At 66.1% G+C, this 18,267-nt stretch carries 17 protein-coding genes; 5 read left to right on the forward strand and 12 right to left on the reverse strand.

Going from position 1 to position 18,267, the window contains the following annotated elements:
- The 3 genes from ACPGXI_RS12215 to ACPGXI_RS12225 form a co-directional block, all read left to right on the forward strand.
- On the forward strand, positions 1-1,429 hold a 1,429-nt coding region (locus ACPGXI_RS12215; RefSeq protein WP_526653184.1), incomplete at its 5' end, for a cobyric acid synthase.
- A complete protein-coding gene (locus ACPGXI_RS12220; RefSeq protein ID WP_526653186.1) occupies positions 1,426-2,175 on the forward strand; it encodes a cobalt-precorrin-6A reductase in 750 nt (249 codons plus the stop codon). The genes ACPGXI_RS12215 and ACPGXI_RS12220, both read left to right, overlap by 4 nt.
- The gene (locus ACPGXI_RS12225) at positions 2,172-2,708 is read left to right on the forward strand and encodes a bifunctional adenosylcobinamide kinase/adenosylcobinamide-phosphate guanylyltransferase (RefSeq protein ID WP_526653187.1); all 537 of its coding nucleotides are present in this window, start codon (positions 2,172-2,174) and stop codon (positions 2,706-2,708) included. Before ACPGXI_RS12220 ends, ACPGXI_RS12225 begins: the two co-directional genes overlap by 4 nt.
- Positions 2,709-2,711: 3 nt before the next feature.
- Here the strand turns inward: ACPGXI_RS12225 and bluB are convergent, their stop codons facing one another.
- From bluB to ACPGXI_RS12260, 7 genes are all read right to left on the reverse strand, one after another.
- Entirely contained in the window at positions 2,712-3,353 is a 642-nt protein-coding gene (gene bluB / locus ACPGXI_RS12230) for a 5,6-dimethylbenzimidazole synthase (protein WP_526653189.1), read from the reverse strand.
- Entirely contained in the window at positions 3,350-4,138 is a 789-nt protein-coding gene (cobM, locus tag ACPGXI_RS12235; protein WP_526653191.1) for a precorrin-4 C(11)-methyltransferase, read from the reverse strand. Before cobM ends, bluB begins: the two co-directional genes overlap by 4 nt.
- Before the next feature lie 10 nt (positions 4,139-4,148).
- Complete coding sequence (locus tag ACPGXI_RS12240; protein WP_526653193.1) at positions 4,149-5,573, reverse strand: NCS2 family permease; 1,425 nt, start codon at positions 5,571-5,573, stop codon at positions 4,149-4,151.
- Between the two features lie 8 nt (positions 5,574-5,581).
- Positions 5,582-6,811: an acyl-CoA dehydrogenase family protein gene (locus ACPGXI_RS12245; RefSeq protein ID WP_526653195.1), complete on the reverse strand. Its 1,230-nt coding sequence runs from the start codon at positions 6,809-6,811 to the stop codon at positions 5,582-5,584.
- Positions 6,804-8,000 (reverse strand): acyl-CoA dehydrogenase family protein, encoded by a 1,197-nt coding sequence (locus ACPGXI_RS12250; protein ID WP_526653197.1) that lies wholly within the window; start codon positions 7,998-8,000, stop codon positions 6,804-6,806. The genes ACPGXI_RS12245 and ACPGXI_RS12250 overlap by 8 nt, the downstream gene beginning before the upstream one ends.
- 174 nt (positions 8,001-8,174) lie before the next feature.
- Entirely contained in the window at positions 8,175-8,582 is a 408-nt protein-coding gene (locus tag ACPGXI_RS12255; RefSeq protein ID WP_526653253.1) for an STAS domain-containing protein, read from the reverse strand.
- Positions 8,583-8,759: 177 nt separating this feature from the next.
- The gene (locus ACPGXI_RS12260) at positions 8,760-9,977 is read right to left on the reverse strand and encodes a DNA polymerase domain-containing protein (protein ID WP_526653199.1); all 1,218 of its coding nucleotides are present in this window, start codon (positions 9,975-9,977) and stop codon (positions 8,760-8,762) included.
- 71 nt (positions 9,978-10,048) lie between these two features.
- On the opposite strand from ACPGXI_RS12260, the gene fadD2 reads away from it, so the two are divergent.
- Positions 10,049-11,749, forward strand: a complete 1,701-nt coding sequence (fadD2, locus tag ACPGXI_RS12265) for a long-chain-fatty-acid--CoA ligase FadD2 (RefSeq protein WP_526653201.1) — start codon at positions 10,049-10,051, stop codon at positions 11,747-11,749.
- A 15-nt stretch (positions 11,750-11,764) separates the two neighbouring features.
- Here fadD2 and ACPGXI_RS12270 read toward each other — a convergent pair whose 3' ends face one another.
- Genes ACPGXI_RS12270 through ACPGXI_RS12285 form a run of 4 tightly spaced genes read right to left on the reverse strand, consistent with a single transcriptional unit; the run spans position 11,765 to position 16,815 of the window.
- The gene (locus tag ACPGXI_RS12270; RefSeq protein ID WP_526653203.1) at positions 11,765-14,020 is read right to left on the reverse strand and encodes an acyl-CoA dehydrogenase family protein; all 2,256 of its coding nucleotides are present in this window, start codon (positions 14,018-14,020) and stop codon (positions 11,765-11,767) included.
- 47 nt (positions 14,021-14,067) lie between these two features.
- Entirely contained in the window at positions 14,068-15,024 is a 957-nt protein-coding gene (locus tag ACPGXI_RS12275; RefSeq protein ID WP_526653205.1) for a 2-hydroxyacid dehydrogenase, read from the reverse strand.
- 19 nt (positions 15,025-15,043) lie between these two features.
- Positions 15,044-16,180: an alpha/beta hydrolase family protein gene (locus ACPGXI_RS12280; RefSeq protein WP_526653207.1), complete on the reverse strand. Its 1,137-nt coding sequence runs from the start codon at positions 16,178-16,180 to the stop codon at positions 15,044-15,046.
- Positions 16,177-16,815 carry a TetR/AcrR family transcriptional regulator gene (locus tag ACPGXI_RS12285; RefSeq protein WP_526653209.1) on the reverse strand — a complete coding sequence of 213 codons (639 nt, stop codon included), beginning with the start codon at positions 16,813-16,815 and terminating at the stop codon, positions 16,177-16,179. The genes ACPGXI_RS12280 and ACPGXI_RS12285 overlap by 4 nt, the downstream gene beginning before the upstream one ends.
- A 151-nt stretch (positions 16,816-16,966) precedes the next feature.
- Between ACPGXI_RS12285 and ACPGXI_RS12290 the strand changes: the two genes are divergently transcribed.
- Positions 16,967-17,566, forward strand: a complete 600-nt coding sequence (locus ACPGXI_RS12290; RefSeq protein WP_526653211.1) for a VOC family protein — start codon at positions 16,967-16,969, stop codon at positions 17,564-17,566.
- A gap of 30 nt (positions 17,567-17,596) precedes the next feature.
- Here ACPGXI_RS12290 and ACPGXI_RS12295 read toward each other — a convergent pair whose 3' ends face one another.
- Positions 17,597-18,235, reverse strand: coding sequence for a TetR/AcrR family transcriptional regulator (locus tag ACPGXI_RS12295; protein WP_526653213.1), 639 nt, complete (start codon positions 18,233-18,235; stop codon positions 17,597-17,599).
- Positions 18,236-18,267: the final 32 nt, after the last annotated feature.

Raw genomic sequence — 18,267 nt, forward strand, 5'->3', positions numbered from 1 at the left:
GAGCGCAGCGACGGGGGATGGTGCCGGGGCGAGCGCAGCGACGGGGGATGGTGCCGGGGCGAGCGCAGCGACGGGGGATGGTGCCGGGGCGAGCGCAGCGACGGGGGATGGTGCCTGTGTGGAGATCGGCCGGGCGCAATGGGTGCAGGCGCAGGCGGCGCGGGCCAGACCCGAGGCCGCGATGAACCCGGTCCTCCTCAAGCCGGGGAATGACCGTCGCAGCCATGTTGTGCTGATGGGGCAGCCCTGGGGTGAGGTGTCCTCGTCAGACTGGCTCGAGGGGCGGCGCGCGCTGGCCGGCGCTGCGCACGATGCCTACGACGACCTGGCATCGCGCTACGATGTGGTCATCGCCGAAGGTGCGGGAAGCCCGACCGAGATCAACTTGCGTTCAGGTGATTACGTCAATCTTGGATTGGCGCGGCATGCCGGTCTGCCGACGGTCGTGGTCGGCGATATCGACCGTGGCGGCGTTTTCGCGGCATTCTTGGGTACCGTCGCGCTGCTGTGCCCCGAGGACCAGATGCTGATCGCAGGATTCGTGGTGAACAAGTTCCGCGGTGACCCGGATCTGCTGGCACCGGGACTCCGTGATCTTGAGCGGCTCACCGGCAGAAGGGTTTACGGCACGTTGCCCTGGCACCCCGATGTCTGGCTGGACTCCGAGGATGCCCTCGACCTTCAGGGCCGCCGCTCATTGCGTCCGGGTGCCCACCGCGTCGCGATAGCGCGACTGCCACGCATCAGCAACTTCACCGACGTCGACGCGCTCGGCCTCGAACCCGACCTCGACGTCGTCTTCGCCTCCCGTCCCGAGGATCTCGTTGACGCTGACCTGGTGGTGCTCCCGGGTACGCGGTCGACGATCGCCGATCTGGCCTGGCTGCGATCACGCGGGCTGGATCGCGCTGTGACGGCCCACGCCGCTGCCGGAAAGCCGGTACTCGGTATCTGCGGCGGCTTCCAGATGTTGGGCCGCACGGTCCGCGATTCCGAGGGCATCGAAGGTGCCGTCGCGGAGGTCGATGGATTGGGGATTCTCGATGTCGAAACGAATTTCTCTGCGGCCAAGGTACTTCGACTGCCTGAAGGGCAATGGCTCGGCGCGTCGGCCTCCGGATACGAGATCCATCATGGACGGGTTACCCCTGGCCCTGGTGTGGAAGAGTTCCTCGGTGGGGCCCGTGTCGGCCAGGTCTTCGGCACCATGTGGCACGGCGCGCTCGAATCCGACGCGCTGCGGGCGCGATTCCTGCGCGAGACCCTCGGGCTCGACCACTCGGGCAGCTCTTTCCCCCGAGCCCGGGACGCCCGGCTCGATCTGCTGGGCGACCTCGTCGAGGAACACCTCGACATGGACGCAGTCCTGGACCTGATCCACGACGGACCCCAAGACGGCCTGCCCTTCCTGCCACCGGGCGCCCCGTGAGAATCTTGCTGCTCGGCGGAACGTCGGAAGCCCGCGCGCTCGCCGAACTCCTGGCCGACATCGGCGTCGACGTGACGACGTCGCTGGCCGGCCGGGTCACCCATCCGCGTCTGCCTGTCGGGACAGTGCGCATCGGCGGATTCGGCGGCGTGGACGGATTACGTTCGGCCCTCGATGATTACAACGCCGTCATTGATGCGACACATCCGTTCGCTAAGAACATCTCGGCCAACGCTGTCGCCGCGTGCACAACCGGTGACACTCGTCGGCCGCTGCTGCGGTTGGAAAGGTCGGGGTGGGCTGACCGGTCCCGCGAATCGTGGCACTGGGTCGACTCCCACGAGGATGCTGCCGTGGCTGCGGCCCGGCTGGGCGGGCGACCCTTCCTGACGGTCGGTCGTCAGGGACTCGCTCGGTTCATACCGGCGCTGGGGGACCGGGCCGTACTGGCTCGGGTCGTCGAGCCGCCCGAGGTGCGAGTTCCCGCGGGCTGGCGCCTGCTGAGCAGCCGCGGCCCCTACGCACTGCCCGGTGAGGTGGCCGTGATGGCTGAGCATCGCACCGACGTCCTGATCACCAAGGATTCCGGCGGCGACTACACCTGGCCGAAAATGGTGGCTGCAGAGAAACTCGGTGTGCCGATCGTCATCGTGCGTCGACCGCCGCGGGCGCCGGACGTGCCGACCGTTCACGGTGTCGAGGAAGCGATGGACTGGGTGCGGGGCCTAACTACGATGTCCTGGTGAGGATCCTGGTGACCGGAGGCGTTCGCTCTGGCAAGTCCCGTCACGCCGAAAGGCTGCTGGAAGGCGCGAGCGCCGTGACCTATATTGCGCCCGGCCGCCCCGCTGACGGCAGCGACCCTGATTGGGACGCACGCGTCGCTCAGCATCGTGGCGACCGACCGGCGCACTGGCGGACCATCGAGACCAGCAACATCACCCAGGTCGTTGAGGCGGCGGCCGTCAAGGCCGGTGACGCGGTGCTCGTTGACTGCCTCGGCACCTGGTTGGTCGCGCTGATGGACCAGGCTGGGCTGTGGGAGCGGCCCTGCCAGGATGTGCACGATGCGGTGAATGCCCAGATCGACCCGCTGTGCGACGCGCTCGCCGCGGCGCCGAGTGCGGTCCTGGTGACCAATGAGGTGGGTCTGGGTGTCGTGCCGTCGCACCGTTCCGGGATGGTTTTTCGCGACCTGCTCGGCACGCTGAACCAGCGGGTCGCAGCAGCGTGCGACGAGGTGCACCTGGTGATCGCGGGCCGGGTCCTGAAGATCTGAGGATCAGCGCGGACGGTAGCGCTCCTCATGCAGCACGCTGGACAGCGAGGAGCGCCCGCGCCAGCCATAACGCTCAAGGTCGGGGATGTCGGGAAGGTCAGCGACGGGCCCGACGCAGAGCCACGCGACTGGGCGAACATGCTCGGGCATACCCACGAGTTTGCGGAGGAACCCTTCGCGATAGAACGATACCCAGCCCACCCCCAGGCCCTCGACAGTAGCTGCCAGCCAAAGGTTTTGGATGGCGCAGACCACCGAATACAGTCCGGCATCGGGGATGGCGTGCCGGCCGAGGACCTGCGGGCCGCCGCGGGTCGGGTCATAACCGACCACGATGCCCAGTCCGGATTCGCAGATACCCTCGATTTTGATCCGCGAGAAGGTGTCGGCACGCTCAGCGGTCAGCGCCGCGACGAACGCTTCTCGTTCGTGTGCCACGTGGTCACGGAACGCGTGCAAGGTTTCCGGTGACCGCACCAAGATGAAGTCCCACGGCTGGGACATGCCGACCGAAGGTGCGGCGTGAGCGGCCAGCAACACCCGCTCGAGCACCTCCGGGGGAATCGGCTCGCCGGTGAACTCAGCCCGGGTGTCGCGGCGACGGTTGATGGCGTCGTAAAGCCCACACGGCGCAGGGATCGTCACGGTAACCCTTCGGTGTGCCTGGCTGAACGGTCGCGCGCCGGGTCGTAGAGGTGACTTTCCCCGGCTTCCGGGTCCGGCCGGTCGGCCAGCGCTCTGCCCACCATGATCACGGCGGCCCGGCGCAGACCAGCTGCCTCGACCGCATCAGCGATGTCGGCGACGGTGCCGCGCAGTACCTGTTCCTGCGGCTGGGAAACCCGACACACCACGACCACCGGGCAGTCCGGACCGTATTCCGGCTCCAGTTCGGCCATCAGCTCGCGGGTCCGGGTGATGGCCAGATGCAGCGCCAGCGTCGAACGCGTCGCGGCGAAGGTCTTCAGTGACTCCGTCTCCGGCATGGCAGTCGAGCGCTGCTGGGTGCGGGTCAGTACCACCGACTGCGCGACCAGTGGCACGGTCAATTCACGGCCGACTCGCGCGGCGGCGGCGGCGTAGGCCGGTACTCCCGGGGTGACCGACCAGGGCACGCCGGCTGCATCGAGGCGGCGGGTCTGCTCGGACACCGCCGAATACACCGACGGATCCCCCGACACCAGCCGCACGATCTGCCGACCGGCCCGGTAGCCGCCGATCAGGTGCTCGACGATGGCGTCCAGGTCCAGCTCCTCGGTATCGACCATTTCGGCGGCCGGTGAGCAGTTCGCGAGCACCTCTGCGTCCAGGTAGCTACCCGGGTAGAGCACGAGATCGGCCTCGCCGAGCATCCGGGCAGCGCGCACCGTCAACAGATCCGCGGCGCCGGGGCCGGCACCGACGAACTGCACGGCACGGGCGTCGTCCATCGACGGCAGTCTAAGGCAGCGGTCGGCTGCCAATCAGGGACTCGAGCGGCGCGCGGGCGAAGTACAACGCGAAGCCGACCGCCACCACCCACAGCAGCGGGCTGATCTCGCGCACCTTGCCCGCTGCGGAGCGCAGCACCACCCAGGCGATGAAGCCGACCCCGATGCCGTTGGCGATCGAGTAGCTGAACGGCATCACGGCCACAGTCAGCACGACCGGAAGTGCCACCGAGAATTCCGAGAGGTCGATGTAACGCAGGTGCGAGGTCATCATCGCGCCGACGATCACCAGCGCGGCGGCGGCCACCTCGCTCGGCACGATCGACGCTACCGGGGAGATGAACATCGCTGCCAGAAACAGGGCACCGGTGACCATGTTCGCCAACCCCGTGCGGGCGCCTTCCTCGATGCCTGTCCCAGATTCGATGAAGACGGTGTTCGACGACGACGACGTCGCGCCGCCGACCACCGCGCCAGCACCTTCGACGATCAACGCCGAGCGCAGTCGCGGGAAGGTGCCCCGATCGTCGGACAGGCCGGCCTCGCGAGACAACCCCGTCATCGTGCCCATTGCGTCGAAGAAGTTGGCGAACACCAGCGTGAACACGAGCATGACCGCGGCGAGCACACCGATTCGGCTGAAACTGTTGAGACTGAAGTCCCCGATCAGCGACAGATCCGGCAGCGCGAACGGTGACCCCGACAACGTGGGTACCGACAGGCTCCATCCGCCGGGCCGCTCGCTGGCCGAGCCGAGGTGCCAGATCGCCTCGATCACCACCGCGACGACAGTGCCGGCGACCAGGCCGATGAGGATGCCGCCGCGCACGCGCCGGGCCACCAGGACGCCGGTGAGCAGCAACGTGAGGATGAATACCAGGGTGGGCACCGTGTTGATGGAGCCAAGTCCGCCGGGGCCGAGGCCGACCGGCGGCGAGGCCACCCCCGTCGAACCGACGAAGCCCGCGTCGACCAAACCGATGAACAGGATGAACATTCCGATGCCCGCGGTGATCGCGAGTTTGAGCTGCATCGGCACCGCGTCGAAGACCAGGCGGCGCAGCCCAGTCACGGCGAGTAGCACGATGATCAGCCCGTTGATGACCACCAGGCCCATCGCTTCGGGCCAGGTGAGCGACCCTACGACGGTGGTCGCGAGGAATGAGTTGATGCCCAGGCCCGCCGCGAACGCGAACGGCAGCCGCGCGACCAGGCCGAACAGAATCGTCATGACGCCGGCGGCCAGCGACGTTGTCGCCGACACCTGCGCGAAGTCCAGCGTGTTGCCGCTGACATCCGCGGTGCCGGACAGGATGATCGGGTTCAGCACGATGATGTAGGCCATCGCGATGAACGTGACGACGCCGCCACGTATCTCAGCGGCGACTGTCGAGTGGCGGTTCGAGATGTCGAAGAAGCGATCCGCCACCTTCATGTGCTGACTCAGCGAGGCGTCCCGGTGGCGATGCGCGGGGCGTCCTTGCCGGGGATTCCGAGCACCAACTCGGCCACCCGGGCCCGGTGCTGCTCGGCGCTGCCTAGCAGCGCGGCGTCGGTGAAGGCCCGCTTGTAGTACAGGTGGGCTTGGTGCTCCCAGGTGAACCCGATGCCACCGTGGACCTGGATCGTGTCGGTCGCGATCCGGGTGAAGGCGGCCGAACATGTGGCCTGCGCGATGCTGACCGCCAGCGCCGGGTCGAGTGCGTCTCCGGTGCCGTCGGTCAGCGCCCAAACAGCGTGGTATGCGGTTGACCTCGCGTGCTCCAGTGCGACGAGGTCGTCTGCCAGTCGATGCTTCACCGCTTGGAAAGATCCGATCGGCCTGCCGAACTGGAGCCGGCTTTTCGCGTACTCGACGGAAAGGTCGAGCAGATGCTGCGCCGCGCCGACCTGTTCCACAGCCAGCAACGCCGCACCGATGTGCAGCGCCTGGGTGATCACCCGTTCGGCCTCGTCGGCGCCCGAGACGAGCCGCGCCGGCGCAGCGGATAATTCGACGTTGGCTTGTGGCCGGGTAAGATCCAGCGTGTTCAACGAAATACGCTGCACCCCAGGACTATCGGTGCCTACTTCATAGATAGCGATACCGCCGGGGCCCTTGGCGGCGACCAGCAAGCTATCGGCGGCTCCCGCATCGACGACCCGTAAGACGTTGCCCGTCAATGCCCAGCCCTGGTCGGTCGGTGCGGCATCCACGGTGACCGTTGTGGGATCGAACTTGCCGGCCACGTCACCGACAGCCAACGCCGCGGTACGGGTGCCCTCGACCAGCTGAGCCAGTATGTCGCTGGGCTCCGAGGCGGCGACCAGCGCGGGGATGGCGAGGTACACCGTGCCGAACAGCGGTCCGCAGGCCAGTGCGGCGCCGAGTTCCTCGACCGCGACTGCCTGGTCGACCAGAGTGCCGCCCGCACCGCCCTCGTCTTCGGGAACAGCCAAGCCCAACACGCCCAGCTCGGATCCCAACCGCGCCCACACACCCGGATCGAACGGCGGGTCCGACTCCATCGAGGTGCGTACCGAGCTTTCGTCGGCATACTCGGCGCAGAAGGCCCGCACCGCAGCGCGCAACTGGATCTGCTCGTCGGTGAATGTGAACTCAGCGCTGTTGTCGGGCCGATCCGCAAGCTCCTCAGCGCTGTTGTCGGGCCGATCCGCAAGCTCCTCAGCCACGCGGGATCTCCTTCCACGGCATTCCGGCGTCGGCGCGAAGGTCGCCGGGCAGCCCGAGCACCCGTTCGGCGAGGATATTGCGCATCACTTCGGAAGTGCCCCCTTCGATGGTGTTGGCGCGGCTGCGCAGGAACCTCTGCTGGACCGAGCCGCGCCAGTCCTCGCCGGAGGCCTTTCCTTCAGGAGTCGCGTAGCCGTCGTACAAAATCCCCTCCGGGCCGAGGAGGTCCATGCAGAACTCGTAGATGTGCTGGTTGAGCTCGGCGCCGACGAGTTTGCCGATCGACCCTTCCGGGCCAGGCCCACCGACAGTCGCGGTCGCCCTGGACCGTTCGGACGTCAGCCGCTGCGCCTCGGCCCGCAGCCACAGGTTGGTGAGGCGGTCCCGCAAAACTGGGGTGTGCAGGTCGGGGCGTGACGCCCATAGCGCCACCGCATCGCCGATAGACCCGGCGCCGCGTCTGCTGGCGCTGCCACCAAGTGCGCTGCGTTCGTTCATCAGCGTGGTCATCGCGACCCGCCAGCCGTCGCCGACCGCACCCAGGCGATAGGTGTCGGGGATGCGCGCATCGGTGATGTAGACCTCGTTGAACTCGGCGTGTCCGGTCAGCTGCCGCAGCGGCCGAGTCTCGACTCCGTCGGCATGCATGTCCAGAACGAAGTACGTCAGACCCCGATGTTTGGGCACGTTGGGGTCGGTACGGGCCAGCAGCAGGCCCCACCGCGCGCGATGTGCCAGGCTCGTCCATACCTTCTGCCCGTTGACGATCCAGCCGTCGCCGTCACCGACCGCCGAGGTCGCCAGGCCCGCCAGGTCCGAACCCGCGCCGGGTTCGGAGAACAGTTGACACCAGATGTCCTCGGTGGTCGCCAGTGGGCGCAACAGTTTCTTGCGGACCGTGTCGGTCTGGGCATGCTCACGCACGGTCGGGGCGGCCATGCCGTAGCCCATCGGGTTGAGCGCCAACGGCACCGGTCCGCCCGCGTCCTGCAGAATGCGGTCCGCGACGGTCTGTAGGCCGCGAGACACACCAAGGCCGCCGAGTCCCTCGGGGAAGTGCACCCACGACAGACCCGCGTCGAAGCAGGCTCCGAGAAACTGTGGAATGGGCACCGAGCGCGGATCGTGCTCAGCGATCACCCGGTGCGCGGCCTGGGTCACTCGGCCGGAATCGGCGACAGCGTTCATGGGGCCACAGTAATCATGGGGCCACAGTAAAGCGTGGCGAGTCAGCGGATGGGCAGCTCTGCGGTCTGAGGCGAACGATCAGTTCGCGGTCAGCCCTAGCTGCTCCGCATCTTCCTTATGGCGACTATGGAGTATGTATCGGAGCCACCGAACATCAATTAACACAGTGATCCTTTACGCGGTCTTGGTGAGGAGCGGAAGTAGTTGGCGGCGAGCGACCATGGCGTCGGCGAAACGGTTGAGCGCTTCGGGGACGGACCCGGCCGCACTGAACTCGATATCGCCCTCGCGGAGCGTCTGCTCGACGGAGCGACTGGCGACCAGTGACCAGTCCACGCCGGCGGCGTTGCAGAGTTCGTCAACGGTGAACAGCAGCGAAATGGCTTCCGGAGTAAAGGAAGTAACCTCGCTGAGGTCCAGCAGAAACGGCTTTTCCGCGAGAATGAAGCGCTCGGTGTACCGGCTTGCGCGCTCGAGGTTGGCGCCGTTGAGGTTGCCTTTGATAGCCACGACGGTGGCCAACTGGCGGCAGTGCGCCCGAATTTTGGCGCCATCACAGTCGAACGTCGGATTGCCGTACATCGCAGACATCACAGCCTCCCTAGATCGTTCGCTGGCCTGTTCGTGTTCTCGTATGGCCGCCAGTGGGGCCTACAACAATCAAGTTAGAGAGCCAATTTAAGGCCGTGGGGAGTAACTACTAATACTTCGCTAAGAAGTGGATTCAGCTGAATCAGCAAACTCGTCGGTAACTTGGCGTCAGCCCCTGCGCTGCTGCTGAGAACCGTTATAGGTCGCCCACGGGCTGTACTCGGCCAACAAGGCCTCCTGGGGTGGACGCTCGCTCTCGGCGACGTGCCGCAGGTTGATCCTCACGCGATACCAGATCGAACTCGGGCCCCGCATTCCGTCGACGAGTACGTCTGCGGGCTTCAGCTGTTCGGCCGCAGCCGGATGAATCTCCCGCCACTGTTGCAAGGCTTTCATCGCCTCGTCCCGAGTCTTGGTCCGGGCGATTTCGATCAGCGGCATTGTCGCTTCTCGGGCCCGCCGACCGGACTTCTGGGCCGGCCCCAATTGGTCGGCGAGCTCCAGCAGCGACTCCAGGCCACCCGCGGCATCGTCGATCCCCTGCCACGGATCGCCGAGCCGCTCGAAACGTTGGGGCACGGTGGCGACGGTGAACGCTTCGGGCCGGCAGCCGACCACCTCATCCCAGAACAGCGGCGTTGACACTCGGGCGTCCGGGGTGGCGCGCACCGAGTATGCCGAGGCCACGGTGCGGTCCTTGGCGTTCTGGTTGAAGTCGACGAACACGCCGTGGCGCTCCTCTTTCCACCACCGCGCGGTCGCCGACTCCGGCGCGCGGCGCGCCACCTCGCGGGCGACCGCCTCGGCGGCCAGTCGCACGAGCGGAAACGGCCAGCAGCGGTGGATCCGAGCGTAGATGTGGAAGCCCCGGGAGCCCGATGTCTTGGGCCAGGCGACCAGACCGTGGTCGGTGAGCACTTGGCGGGCGATCAACGCGACGTCGATGATCTGACGCCATCCCACGCCGGGCATCGGGTCGAGGTCGACGCGCAGTTCGTCGGGATGTTCGAGGTCGTCGGCCAATACCGGATGAGGGTTGAAGTCCACACAACCGAGGTTCACCGCCCAGATCAGCCCCGCCGCGTCGCGCAGAACGGCCTCCTCGGCCGACGTCCCCGATTTGTACCTGAGTTCGGCGACGCCGACGAAGTCCGGCCGTTTCGCGGGTGCGCGTTTCTGGAATATCGCCTCCTGGTCGATGCCTCTGACGAAGCGTTTGAGGATCATCGGGCGGTCTCGCACTCCGCGCAGGGCGCCCTCGGCCACCGCAGCGTAGTAGTGCATCAAATCCAGCTTGGTGACCCCGATATCGCCGAACACCACCTTGTCGGGATGGGTGATGGGCACCTGCTGTCCGCCGATGGCCAAGAACTCTCGGGCAGGCACACTCCCATCGTAGGTTCGTCGGCCCCGCCGTTCGATGGCTGCGCGCGAAGGTCGTCACATATTGTTGACGCATGTCCAAGCTCAGCGATCTTCCGTTGCAGGCTGCCGTCAAGGCTCAGGAGTTGGTCGGTAAGGCCCCCAAATACCTCGAGCGTGGTTCTGCCGAGCTGCACTACGCCCGCAAGATGTTCGAGGCCGGCGCCCTCAAGCTGGAGCCGCCGCAGGATATCGCCGCCTTCGTCAGCGATATGCGGCGCTGGGGTGAGATCGGGATGATCCCCGCTCTCAACGCCCGCCGGTATCCGAATCGTACGGCGGCCGTCGACGACGAAGGCGAGATCACTTTCGGGAAACTGAACGATGCGGCCAATGCCGTTGCCAACGCGCTGCTCGCCAAGGGGGTCAGAGGCGGTGACGGGGTGGCCATCCTGGCCCGCAACCACCGGTGGTTCCTGGTCTCGGTGTTCGCCGCAGCCCGGGTGGGCGCCCGCATCATCATGCTCAACAGTGAGTTCTCTGGCCCGCAGATCAAGGAGGTCTCCGAGCGCGAGGGCGCCAAGCTGGTCATCTACGACGACGAGTACGCCGCAGCAGTGGCGCACGCTGAACCCGAACTGGGCAAGCTGCGCGCACTCGGGGTCAACCCCGATTCCGATCAGCCGTCGGGCAGCACCGATGAGACTCTGGCCCAGCTGGTCGCCCGCGCGGATGGGCGCCCCGCACCCAAGGCGACCAAGCATGCGTCGATCATCATCCTGACCAGCGGGACCACCGGCACGCCCAAGGGTGCCAACCGCAGCGCACCGCCGTCGCTGGCGCCGATCGGGGGCGTGCTGTCCTCGGTGCCGTTCAGGGCCGCCGAGGTGACCTCGCTGCCGGCGCCGATGTTTCACGCGTTGGGCTTTCTGCACGCCACCATCGCGATGATGCTGGGTTCGACGCTGGTGCTGCGCCGTCGCTTCAAGCCGGCCGTCGTGCTCGCCGATATCGAGAAGAACAAGGCCACCGCGATGGTGGTGGTGCCCGTAATGCTGTCCCGGCTACTCGACGAACTCGAGAAGACCTCGCCCAAGCCGGACCTGTCCTCGCTGCGCATCGTGTTCGTGTCCGGTTCGCAACTCGGGGCCGAGCTGGCTACCAGGGCGCTGAAGGACCTGGGCCCGGTGATCTACAACCTTTACGGGTCGACTGAGGTCGCTTTTGCGAGTATTGCTGGACCGCAGCACCTTTCGATCAACCCCGGCACTGTTGGTCCGGTGGTCAAGGGCATGAAGGTAAAAATCTTCGACGACAACGGCAAAGAAGTGCCCCGCGGTCAGATCGGCCGGATCTTCGTCGGGAACTTCTTCCCGTTCGAGGGCTACACCGGTGGCGGTGGCAAGCAGATCATCGACGGGATGCTCTCATCGGGCGATGTTGGCTACTTCGATGACAACGACCTGCTGTTCGTCAGTGGCCGCGATGACGAGATGATCGTTTCCGGCGGCGAGAACGTGTTCCCCGCCGAGGTCGAGGATCTCGTCAGCGGCCATCCAGAGATCATCGAGGCGACCGCACTCGGGGTCGACGACAAGGACTGGGGTTCCCGGCTGCGTTGCTACGCGGTCAAGGTCGAGGGTTCGGAGATCGACGAAGATGTCGTCAAGGCCTACGTGAAGGACAACCTGGCGCGCTACAAGGTGCCGCGCGAGGTCATCTTCCTCGATGAACTGCCGCGCAACCCCACCGGCAAGATTCTCAAACGCCAACTCCGCGAGATGGACTCAGAATAGTCAGGGCTGGACGAATCAGGGATCGCGCGGAAGTCCGAGTAGTCGTTCGGCGATGATATTCAGCTGCACCTCAGAGGTCCCGCCGTAAATGGTTGTGGCACGGCTGGCGAGCAGGTATTCCGCCCAGCGTCCGGTGAGTTGCTCCCGATCGCCGATAGCTGCGTCGGTGCCGAACGAGGACACCGCGAACTCTGCGTAACCCTGGCCGGTACGCATCGACAGCAGCTTGGAGATCGCCGCCGCGGGCATCGGATCGCCACCGGCGAGTGTCAGCAGCGTGGACCTCATGTTGAGGATCTTGGCGGCGTGGCCCTCAGCGATCAGTACGCCGGCGTGGTTCTGCGCGATCTGGTCGAACTGCCCGTCGCCGAGGAACTCGACGAACCGGTCCAGGCTGGGCAGGAACGGCGGCTCGCTGCTGCCGATCGAAACCCGTTCGGCGGTCAGGGTGTTGCGGCTGACCTCCCATCCGCGGTCGACGTCACCGAGCACCATGTCGTCGGGCACGAACACATCGTCGATGTAGACGGTGTTGAACATCGCGTTACCGGTGAGTTCGCGCAGCGGCGTGACCTCGATGCCCGGGCTTTTCATATCGAGCAGGAAGTAGGTGATGCCAGCGTGTTTGGGAGCGCTGGGGTCGGTTCTCGCCAGCAGCGCGCCCCACGCGGAGTACTGAGCGCCGGTGGTCCAGATCTTCTGGCCGGTGATGCGCCAGCCACCGTCGACCTTGGTGGCCTTGGTGGACAGGCTGGCCAGGTCGGAGCCCGCGCCCGGTTCGGAGAACAGCTGGCACCAGATCACCTCACCGCGGAACGTCGAGGGTAGGAACTGCTCCTTCTGCTGATCGGTTCCGAACGCGACGATCGACGGGATGATCCAGGCGGCGATGCCCATCGCGGGACGGCGCACCCTCCCGGCGGTGAACTCCTGGGCGATGATGATCTGCTCGACCGGGTCGGACGCGCGTCCCCAGGGCAGCGGCAGGTGGGGCTGTACCCAGCCGCCCTCGGCTATTGCGGCGTTACGCTGCTCACGCGGAATCGCCTTGAACGCATCCACTTCCGAGCGGACTTCGGCGCGCAACCTCTCGGTCTCCGGGTCAAGGTCGATGTTCAGCGAACGCATTCCCGTTGCTGTTGCCAGATCGAGGACCCGCTGCGGGTACTCGGCGGCGCGGCCGAAAGCGGCAGCCAGCACCAGAGCGCGGCGATAGTAGACGTTGGTGTCGTGCTCCCAGGTGAATCCGATACCGCCGTGCACTTGGATGCAGTCCTGGGTGCAGTGCTGGGCGGCGACCGGGGCCAGCGTGGCCGCGACGGCCGCGGCGAACTCGAAGGCTGTATCGCTGGTGTCTTTGTCATCGCTGGTGTCTTTGTCGCCGATCGTGCTTTCGGCAGGCTCGTGCACCTCGCGTGTCTCGTCTATGGCCCGTGCTGCGTCCCACACCGCTGCGGTGGCCCGTTCGGTCTCGGCGATCATGCCCGCGCATTTGTGTTTGATGGCCTGGAACTGACCGATCGGTCTGCCGAACTGTTCGCGGATCTTGGCGTAGGAGGCGGCGGTGTCGGTGGCCCAGCGCGCCACCCCGATTGCCTCGGCAGACAACAGCGTCGAGATCAGCGCGCGGGCATAACTGCGGCTCAGATTGGACAGCACACGGTCGTCGGACACCTCGACCGCGTTGACACGGACATGAGCCATCGGCCGAAGAGGGTCGACGCTGGGTACCGGTTCGATCTCCAGTCGGTCGGCATCGAGGATGATCCAGGTATCACCCGATGCCCCTTCGCCCAGGCCGGCCACCGGCAGCACCAGCAAGGACGCCTCCGCGGCCGCAGGCACCGCGCGCACCTCGCCGCGAATGACCACACCCTCGCCGTGGGGGGTCGCCGTCAACCCCGAGTCGATGGCGTAGGCGGCGATGACGTTGCCGGACGCGAGGTCGCTGAGGACGTCTGCTTCGGGATCGTGGGCGGAGATGAGCGCGCTGGCGATAGCTGACGGCACGAACGGGCCAGGAACGGCTCCGTAGCCGAACTCGGCGACGACGATCGCCAACTCGAGGATGCCGAAGCCTTGACCGCCGACCGACTCGGCGAGATGGACACCCGGTAGTCCCTGCTCGGCGGCGGCTCTCCAGAATGGCGGTGGGTTCGGGATGGGCGTCTCGAGGGCTTCGTGCAGCACCTCGGACGGCGTAACCCGAGCCACCAGTGACCGCACCGAATCGGCCAGGTCGTTGTGCTCGTCATTGATCGCGATGGGCATTGTTCGCCTCCCTCGGGGGCTGGCTAACCGGTTGGTTGGGACCGAGACTACCCGGGCACCTGGTTCACCAGGTTGGAGAGGTCCCGGCCGTCACGCAGCCGCGCGCAGTTGTCCACCGCGAGTTCCAGGTAGCGGCGCATCGTGTCGGCGGTGTACCAGGTCACGTGGGGGGTCAGCACCACATTGTCCAGCCCTAGCAGCGGATTGCCGGCAGGCACGGGTTCCACGGCGAAGACGTCGAGACCCGCCGCGGCAAGCTGACGGGAGCGCAGCGCGTCCACGAGCGCGTCCTCATCGACGATCGGACCGCGTGAGGTGTTGACGAGGACCGCGCCGGGTTTCATTCGGCTCAGCGCGTCGCGGTCGAGCAGGCCGACGGTGCCGTCGGTCAGTGGCAGATGCAGCGAGACGATGTCACTGGCGGCCAGTAGATCGGCCAGGGTGCGCCAGCCGGGATGCCCGTCATCCCGGGTGCTGGTGTGCAGAACTTCGGTGGGGGGAGTGCCCATCGCCACGACGATGCGCTCGACACGTTTGGCGATGTCGCCGTAGCCGATCAGACCGACCGTGCAGCCGCCCACGTCGCGCACTGTCTCACCCAGGGTCGGGTCCGATGGCCAGCCCTGGCCTGCCCGGGTGGCTCGATCCAGCGTCGGTAGTCGGCGCAGTGCGGCCAGGATCAGCAGCACGGCGCCTTCGGCCACCGACGCGGCGTTCGCGCCGGGCATGTTGGCGACCGCGATGTCACCCGCCGTGGCGGCGTCGACGTCGATGGTGTTGATCCCGGCACCCAGCTTGTGCACGAGCCGCAGGCGACGTGCCTTGGCGAGGTCGTCGCCTGAGATGGGCCGCAGGACATGCCAAATCACCTCGGCGTCGGGCAGCTCCCGGTAGAAGGTGTCGTCATCGTTCTCTGCGCAGTACCGAACGTCGAGCCAATCCTTGTGCGGAGCAAGGAATTCGCGTACCCGATCGCCGGGTACGAAATGAGCCAGGACTTTCATCGGATTTCCACCACCCTTCTCACCAGCGGCGTGCGATCCACTCGGCGATGATATCGGCCTTCTCGGTGCGCGCCCCCGGCGTCGTGAAGTAGTGGTCGGTGTCGATCGCGCACTGCGTCTTGTCGTCACCGCCGAGCGCGTCGTAGATGCGTTGGGCATCGGAGGGATACACGCCGGTGTCCTGTTCGGCGTTGATCACCAGTGCCGGGCAGTGGATGCGGGCCAGGTGCGGCTCCGCCCTGGTCTGCGCATAGCGCAAGCTCCACATGCCAATCCAGCTGCGCAGCGTGCAGGCCGCAGCGATACCGTGGCTGGACCTGTTGGCCTTGGCCGGTACGCCCGCGTAGCACATGTTGGCCGGCCGCTTCGTCGGTTCCAGGGCGGGATCAACCATCCGTGGATCTGCCCAGGTACGCATTACGGTGAACGGCCGGTCGGAGAATCCTGCGGCGCGCACCCGAATGAGTTCGGCCTCAGCCCAGTCGGTGATGGCTTCGTTCCTGGCGACCTGGGCGCTCCGGTAGCGCTCGACGAACTGCGGATCGTAGGGCGGCCCGTTGCGTTCGTTGAACAGATCGAGATCGGGATCGGTTGCGATGGCGTCACCTTCGTCCACCACCGCGGCGTCCATCCACGCGGTCAGCACCTCAGGGCGTCCCGGATGCGCGGCGCTGGCTACGTAACCATCGGCCCGCGGAAGATCATCGAGTCCGGTGGCCGGGCGCATTCCTTCCAGCGGCGTGACATGCCGGTCTACGGCGTTGGCCTGGTAGGCCGCCATCAGAGACCCGCCGCCCGAGTTTCCCAGCAGGATGACCGTTTCGATGTCTTGGACTTCGCGAAGCCAGCGCACCCCAACGCCAATGTCCACCAGCGCGTGGTCGAGCAGGAAGCTGCTCTCGAACCCTCGGAAACGAGTGTTCCAGCCCAGGAAGCCGATACCCCGGGTGGCCAGGTAGTCCGCGAGATAGTGCTCGGAGAAGTCAATCTGGTAGTGCGTCGCGATCATCGCCACCTTCGGCTTGCGATCCGCGCCGCGGTGGTAGAGGCCTTGACACGGGTGACCGCCCGAGCCGGCCCGCTGGGCGCTGGGCGAGTCCAGACCGACGAACTCCCTGGTTACCCGGGGTGTCCGAGACGACGCTGAGCTACTCATGGATGTGCTGCCTCCCGGTGATAGATGGCTCGATAGAAGATGTCGGCGAGCGTATTGATGCATGCGTCGTCGTCGATGTCGTCGCCGGGGTGGCCGGCCTGACCCGACAACTGGGTATAACAGAACTGATTGAGCATCGACACGAGCGCGACCGCGATGAGCCGGGGATCGCTCCCCGCGCAGAAGCCCTGCTGTTGAGCCTGTTTCACCGTCGAGGTGATCAAACCGATCGGCAATGAGCAGATCTCGTTCCAGTACTCGGCGAAGTCCTCGCTGATCATCGCCATCTGCGACACGCTGATGATCTCGGCCAGCCTGTTGCGGTAGGTGTTCCAGTGCGCCGCAGCGGCCTGATAAGAGCGATCCCGGTCGCTGAGTCCCGGTTGGGCCGCCGCCATCGAACGTTCGCGGGCCTCTTCACGGAACCGCACCGCCCACTCCCGGACCATCGCCTCTTTGGAGTCGTAGTAGTTGTAGAAGGACGCGGTGGATCTGCCCGCTTCGCCGGTGATGTCGGCGACCGTGGTAGCCAGTATTCCCTTGCGCGCGACGACTGCGCGGGCGGCCGCATCGATGGCGGCCTGAGTCTGGCGTCCGCGCAGTGTCGGCGACTGTTCGCGGGGAGTGACGCTCACTGGTGCCCCTCTCTGTGCGATTTCGGTGCACTTCGACACGCCCAGCGTGACCAACTGCGCCGAAATCGCAAGTCGTTGATCCAGAACTGAACCTGATGTTAGATTCAGTTCTTCCTTGGTTGAAACTACCCACGTCATTGGAGGTGTAATCGTGATCAAGCCGCACAACGTTGGCGGTAAGACCAACACCGAGTTCGAGTTGGGTGGTATCAACCACGTCGCACTGGTCTGCTCGGACATGGAGAAGACCGTCGACTTCTACAGCAATGTGCTGGGTATGCCGTTGGTGAAGTCGCTCGACCTGCCCCGGGGCATGGGGCAACATTTCTTCTTCGATGCAGGTAACGGCGACTGCGTGGCATTCTTCTGGTTCGCCGACGCGCCGGACCGGGTGCCCGGAATCTCCTCGCCCGAGGCTATCCCCGGCATCGGAGACATCGTGAGTGCGGTGAGCACCATGAACCACCTGGCGTTGCATGTGCCGGCGGAGAAGTTCGACGAATATCGGCAGCGCCTCAAGGCAAAGGGGGTGCGGGTCGGACCGATTCTCAACCATGACGAGAGCCCGGCCCAGGTTTCGAAGACCCTGCATCCAGGCGTGTACGTGAGGTCGTTCTACTTCCTCGACCCGGACGGGATCACGCTGGAATTTGCCTGCTGGACCAGGGAATTCACCGAAAGCGATGCGGTGACCACCCCGAAGACCGCAGCTCATCGGCGACTACCTGCCGCTGCTGGACCACGTCGCTGAGTCGTCCCGGGTTGCGTCGGGTTCTGGGACTCAGTCCCGGTACAGAGCAGGATCAGCGAGCTGGTCGATCAGCGCTGCGAGATGTTCGGTCAAGTGGCCGGGGCTGAATCCGATATCGCCGGACAGCCAGGCACTCAGGGTCTGCCCGACACCGCCCACCACGAAGTGCCCGGCGGCCTTGATCCGGTCGTTGGGCTCGAGTTGCAGGGCGGTACCGGCGTGCTGTCCCGACAGCAATGCGAACAGGGCGCCGGATTCCGCGCGTTTGCGCACCACCACCGGATTGGCAATGTGCACGCTGAACAGCAGCCGGCCGACTCGGGCGTCCTCGGAGATGGTGCGCACGATGTTGGCCATACCGGCGCGGCTCTGGTCACGGGCTTTGGCGGCGGCGACGGCGGCTTGTGTGGTGGCGGCGATGTCGGCGACCACCCAGTCGAACACGGCGCCGACGAACTCGTCTTTGTCGGCGAAGTTCTCATAGAAGTAGCGCGCGGCCAGACCGGATTGCGCGCAGATGGCTCGGACCGTCAGGTCCTTGGGAACGGCCTGATCGCTGGACGTCATCGGGCCGCCGAGCAGGTCCAGGCCGGCTTTCAGCAGACGGCGCCTGCGGTCTGCGATGCGCTGGGGAGCATCCACGCCTCGATAGGGACGGACCTGGGGCATGGTTCCATATTGACACTCGACCGGGGCCGGAG

Origin of the sequence: Mycobacterium sp., from assembly GCF_049608025.1 — a bacterium.
Lineage (GTDB): Bacteria > Actinomycetota > Actinomycetes > Mycobacteriales > Mycobacteriaceae > Mycobacterium.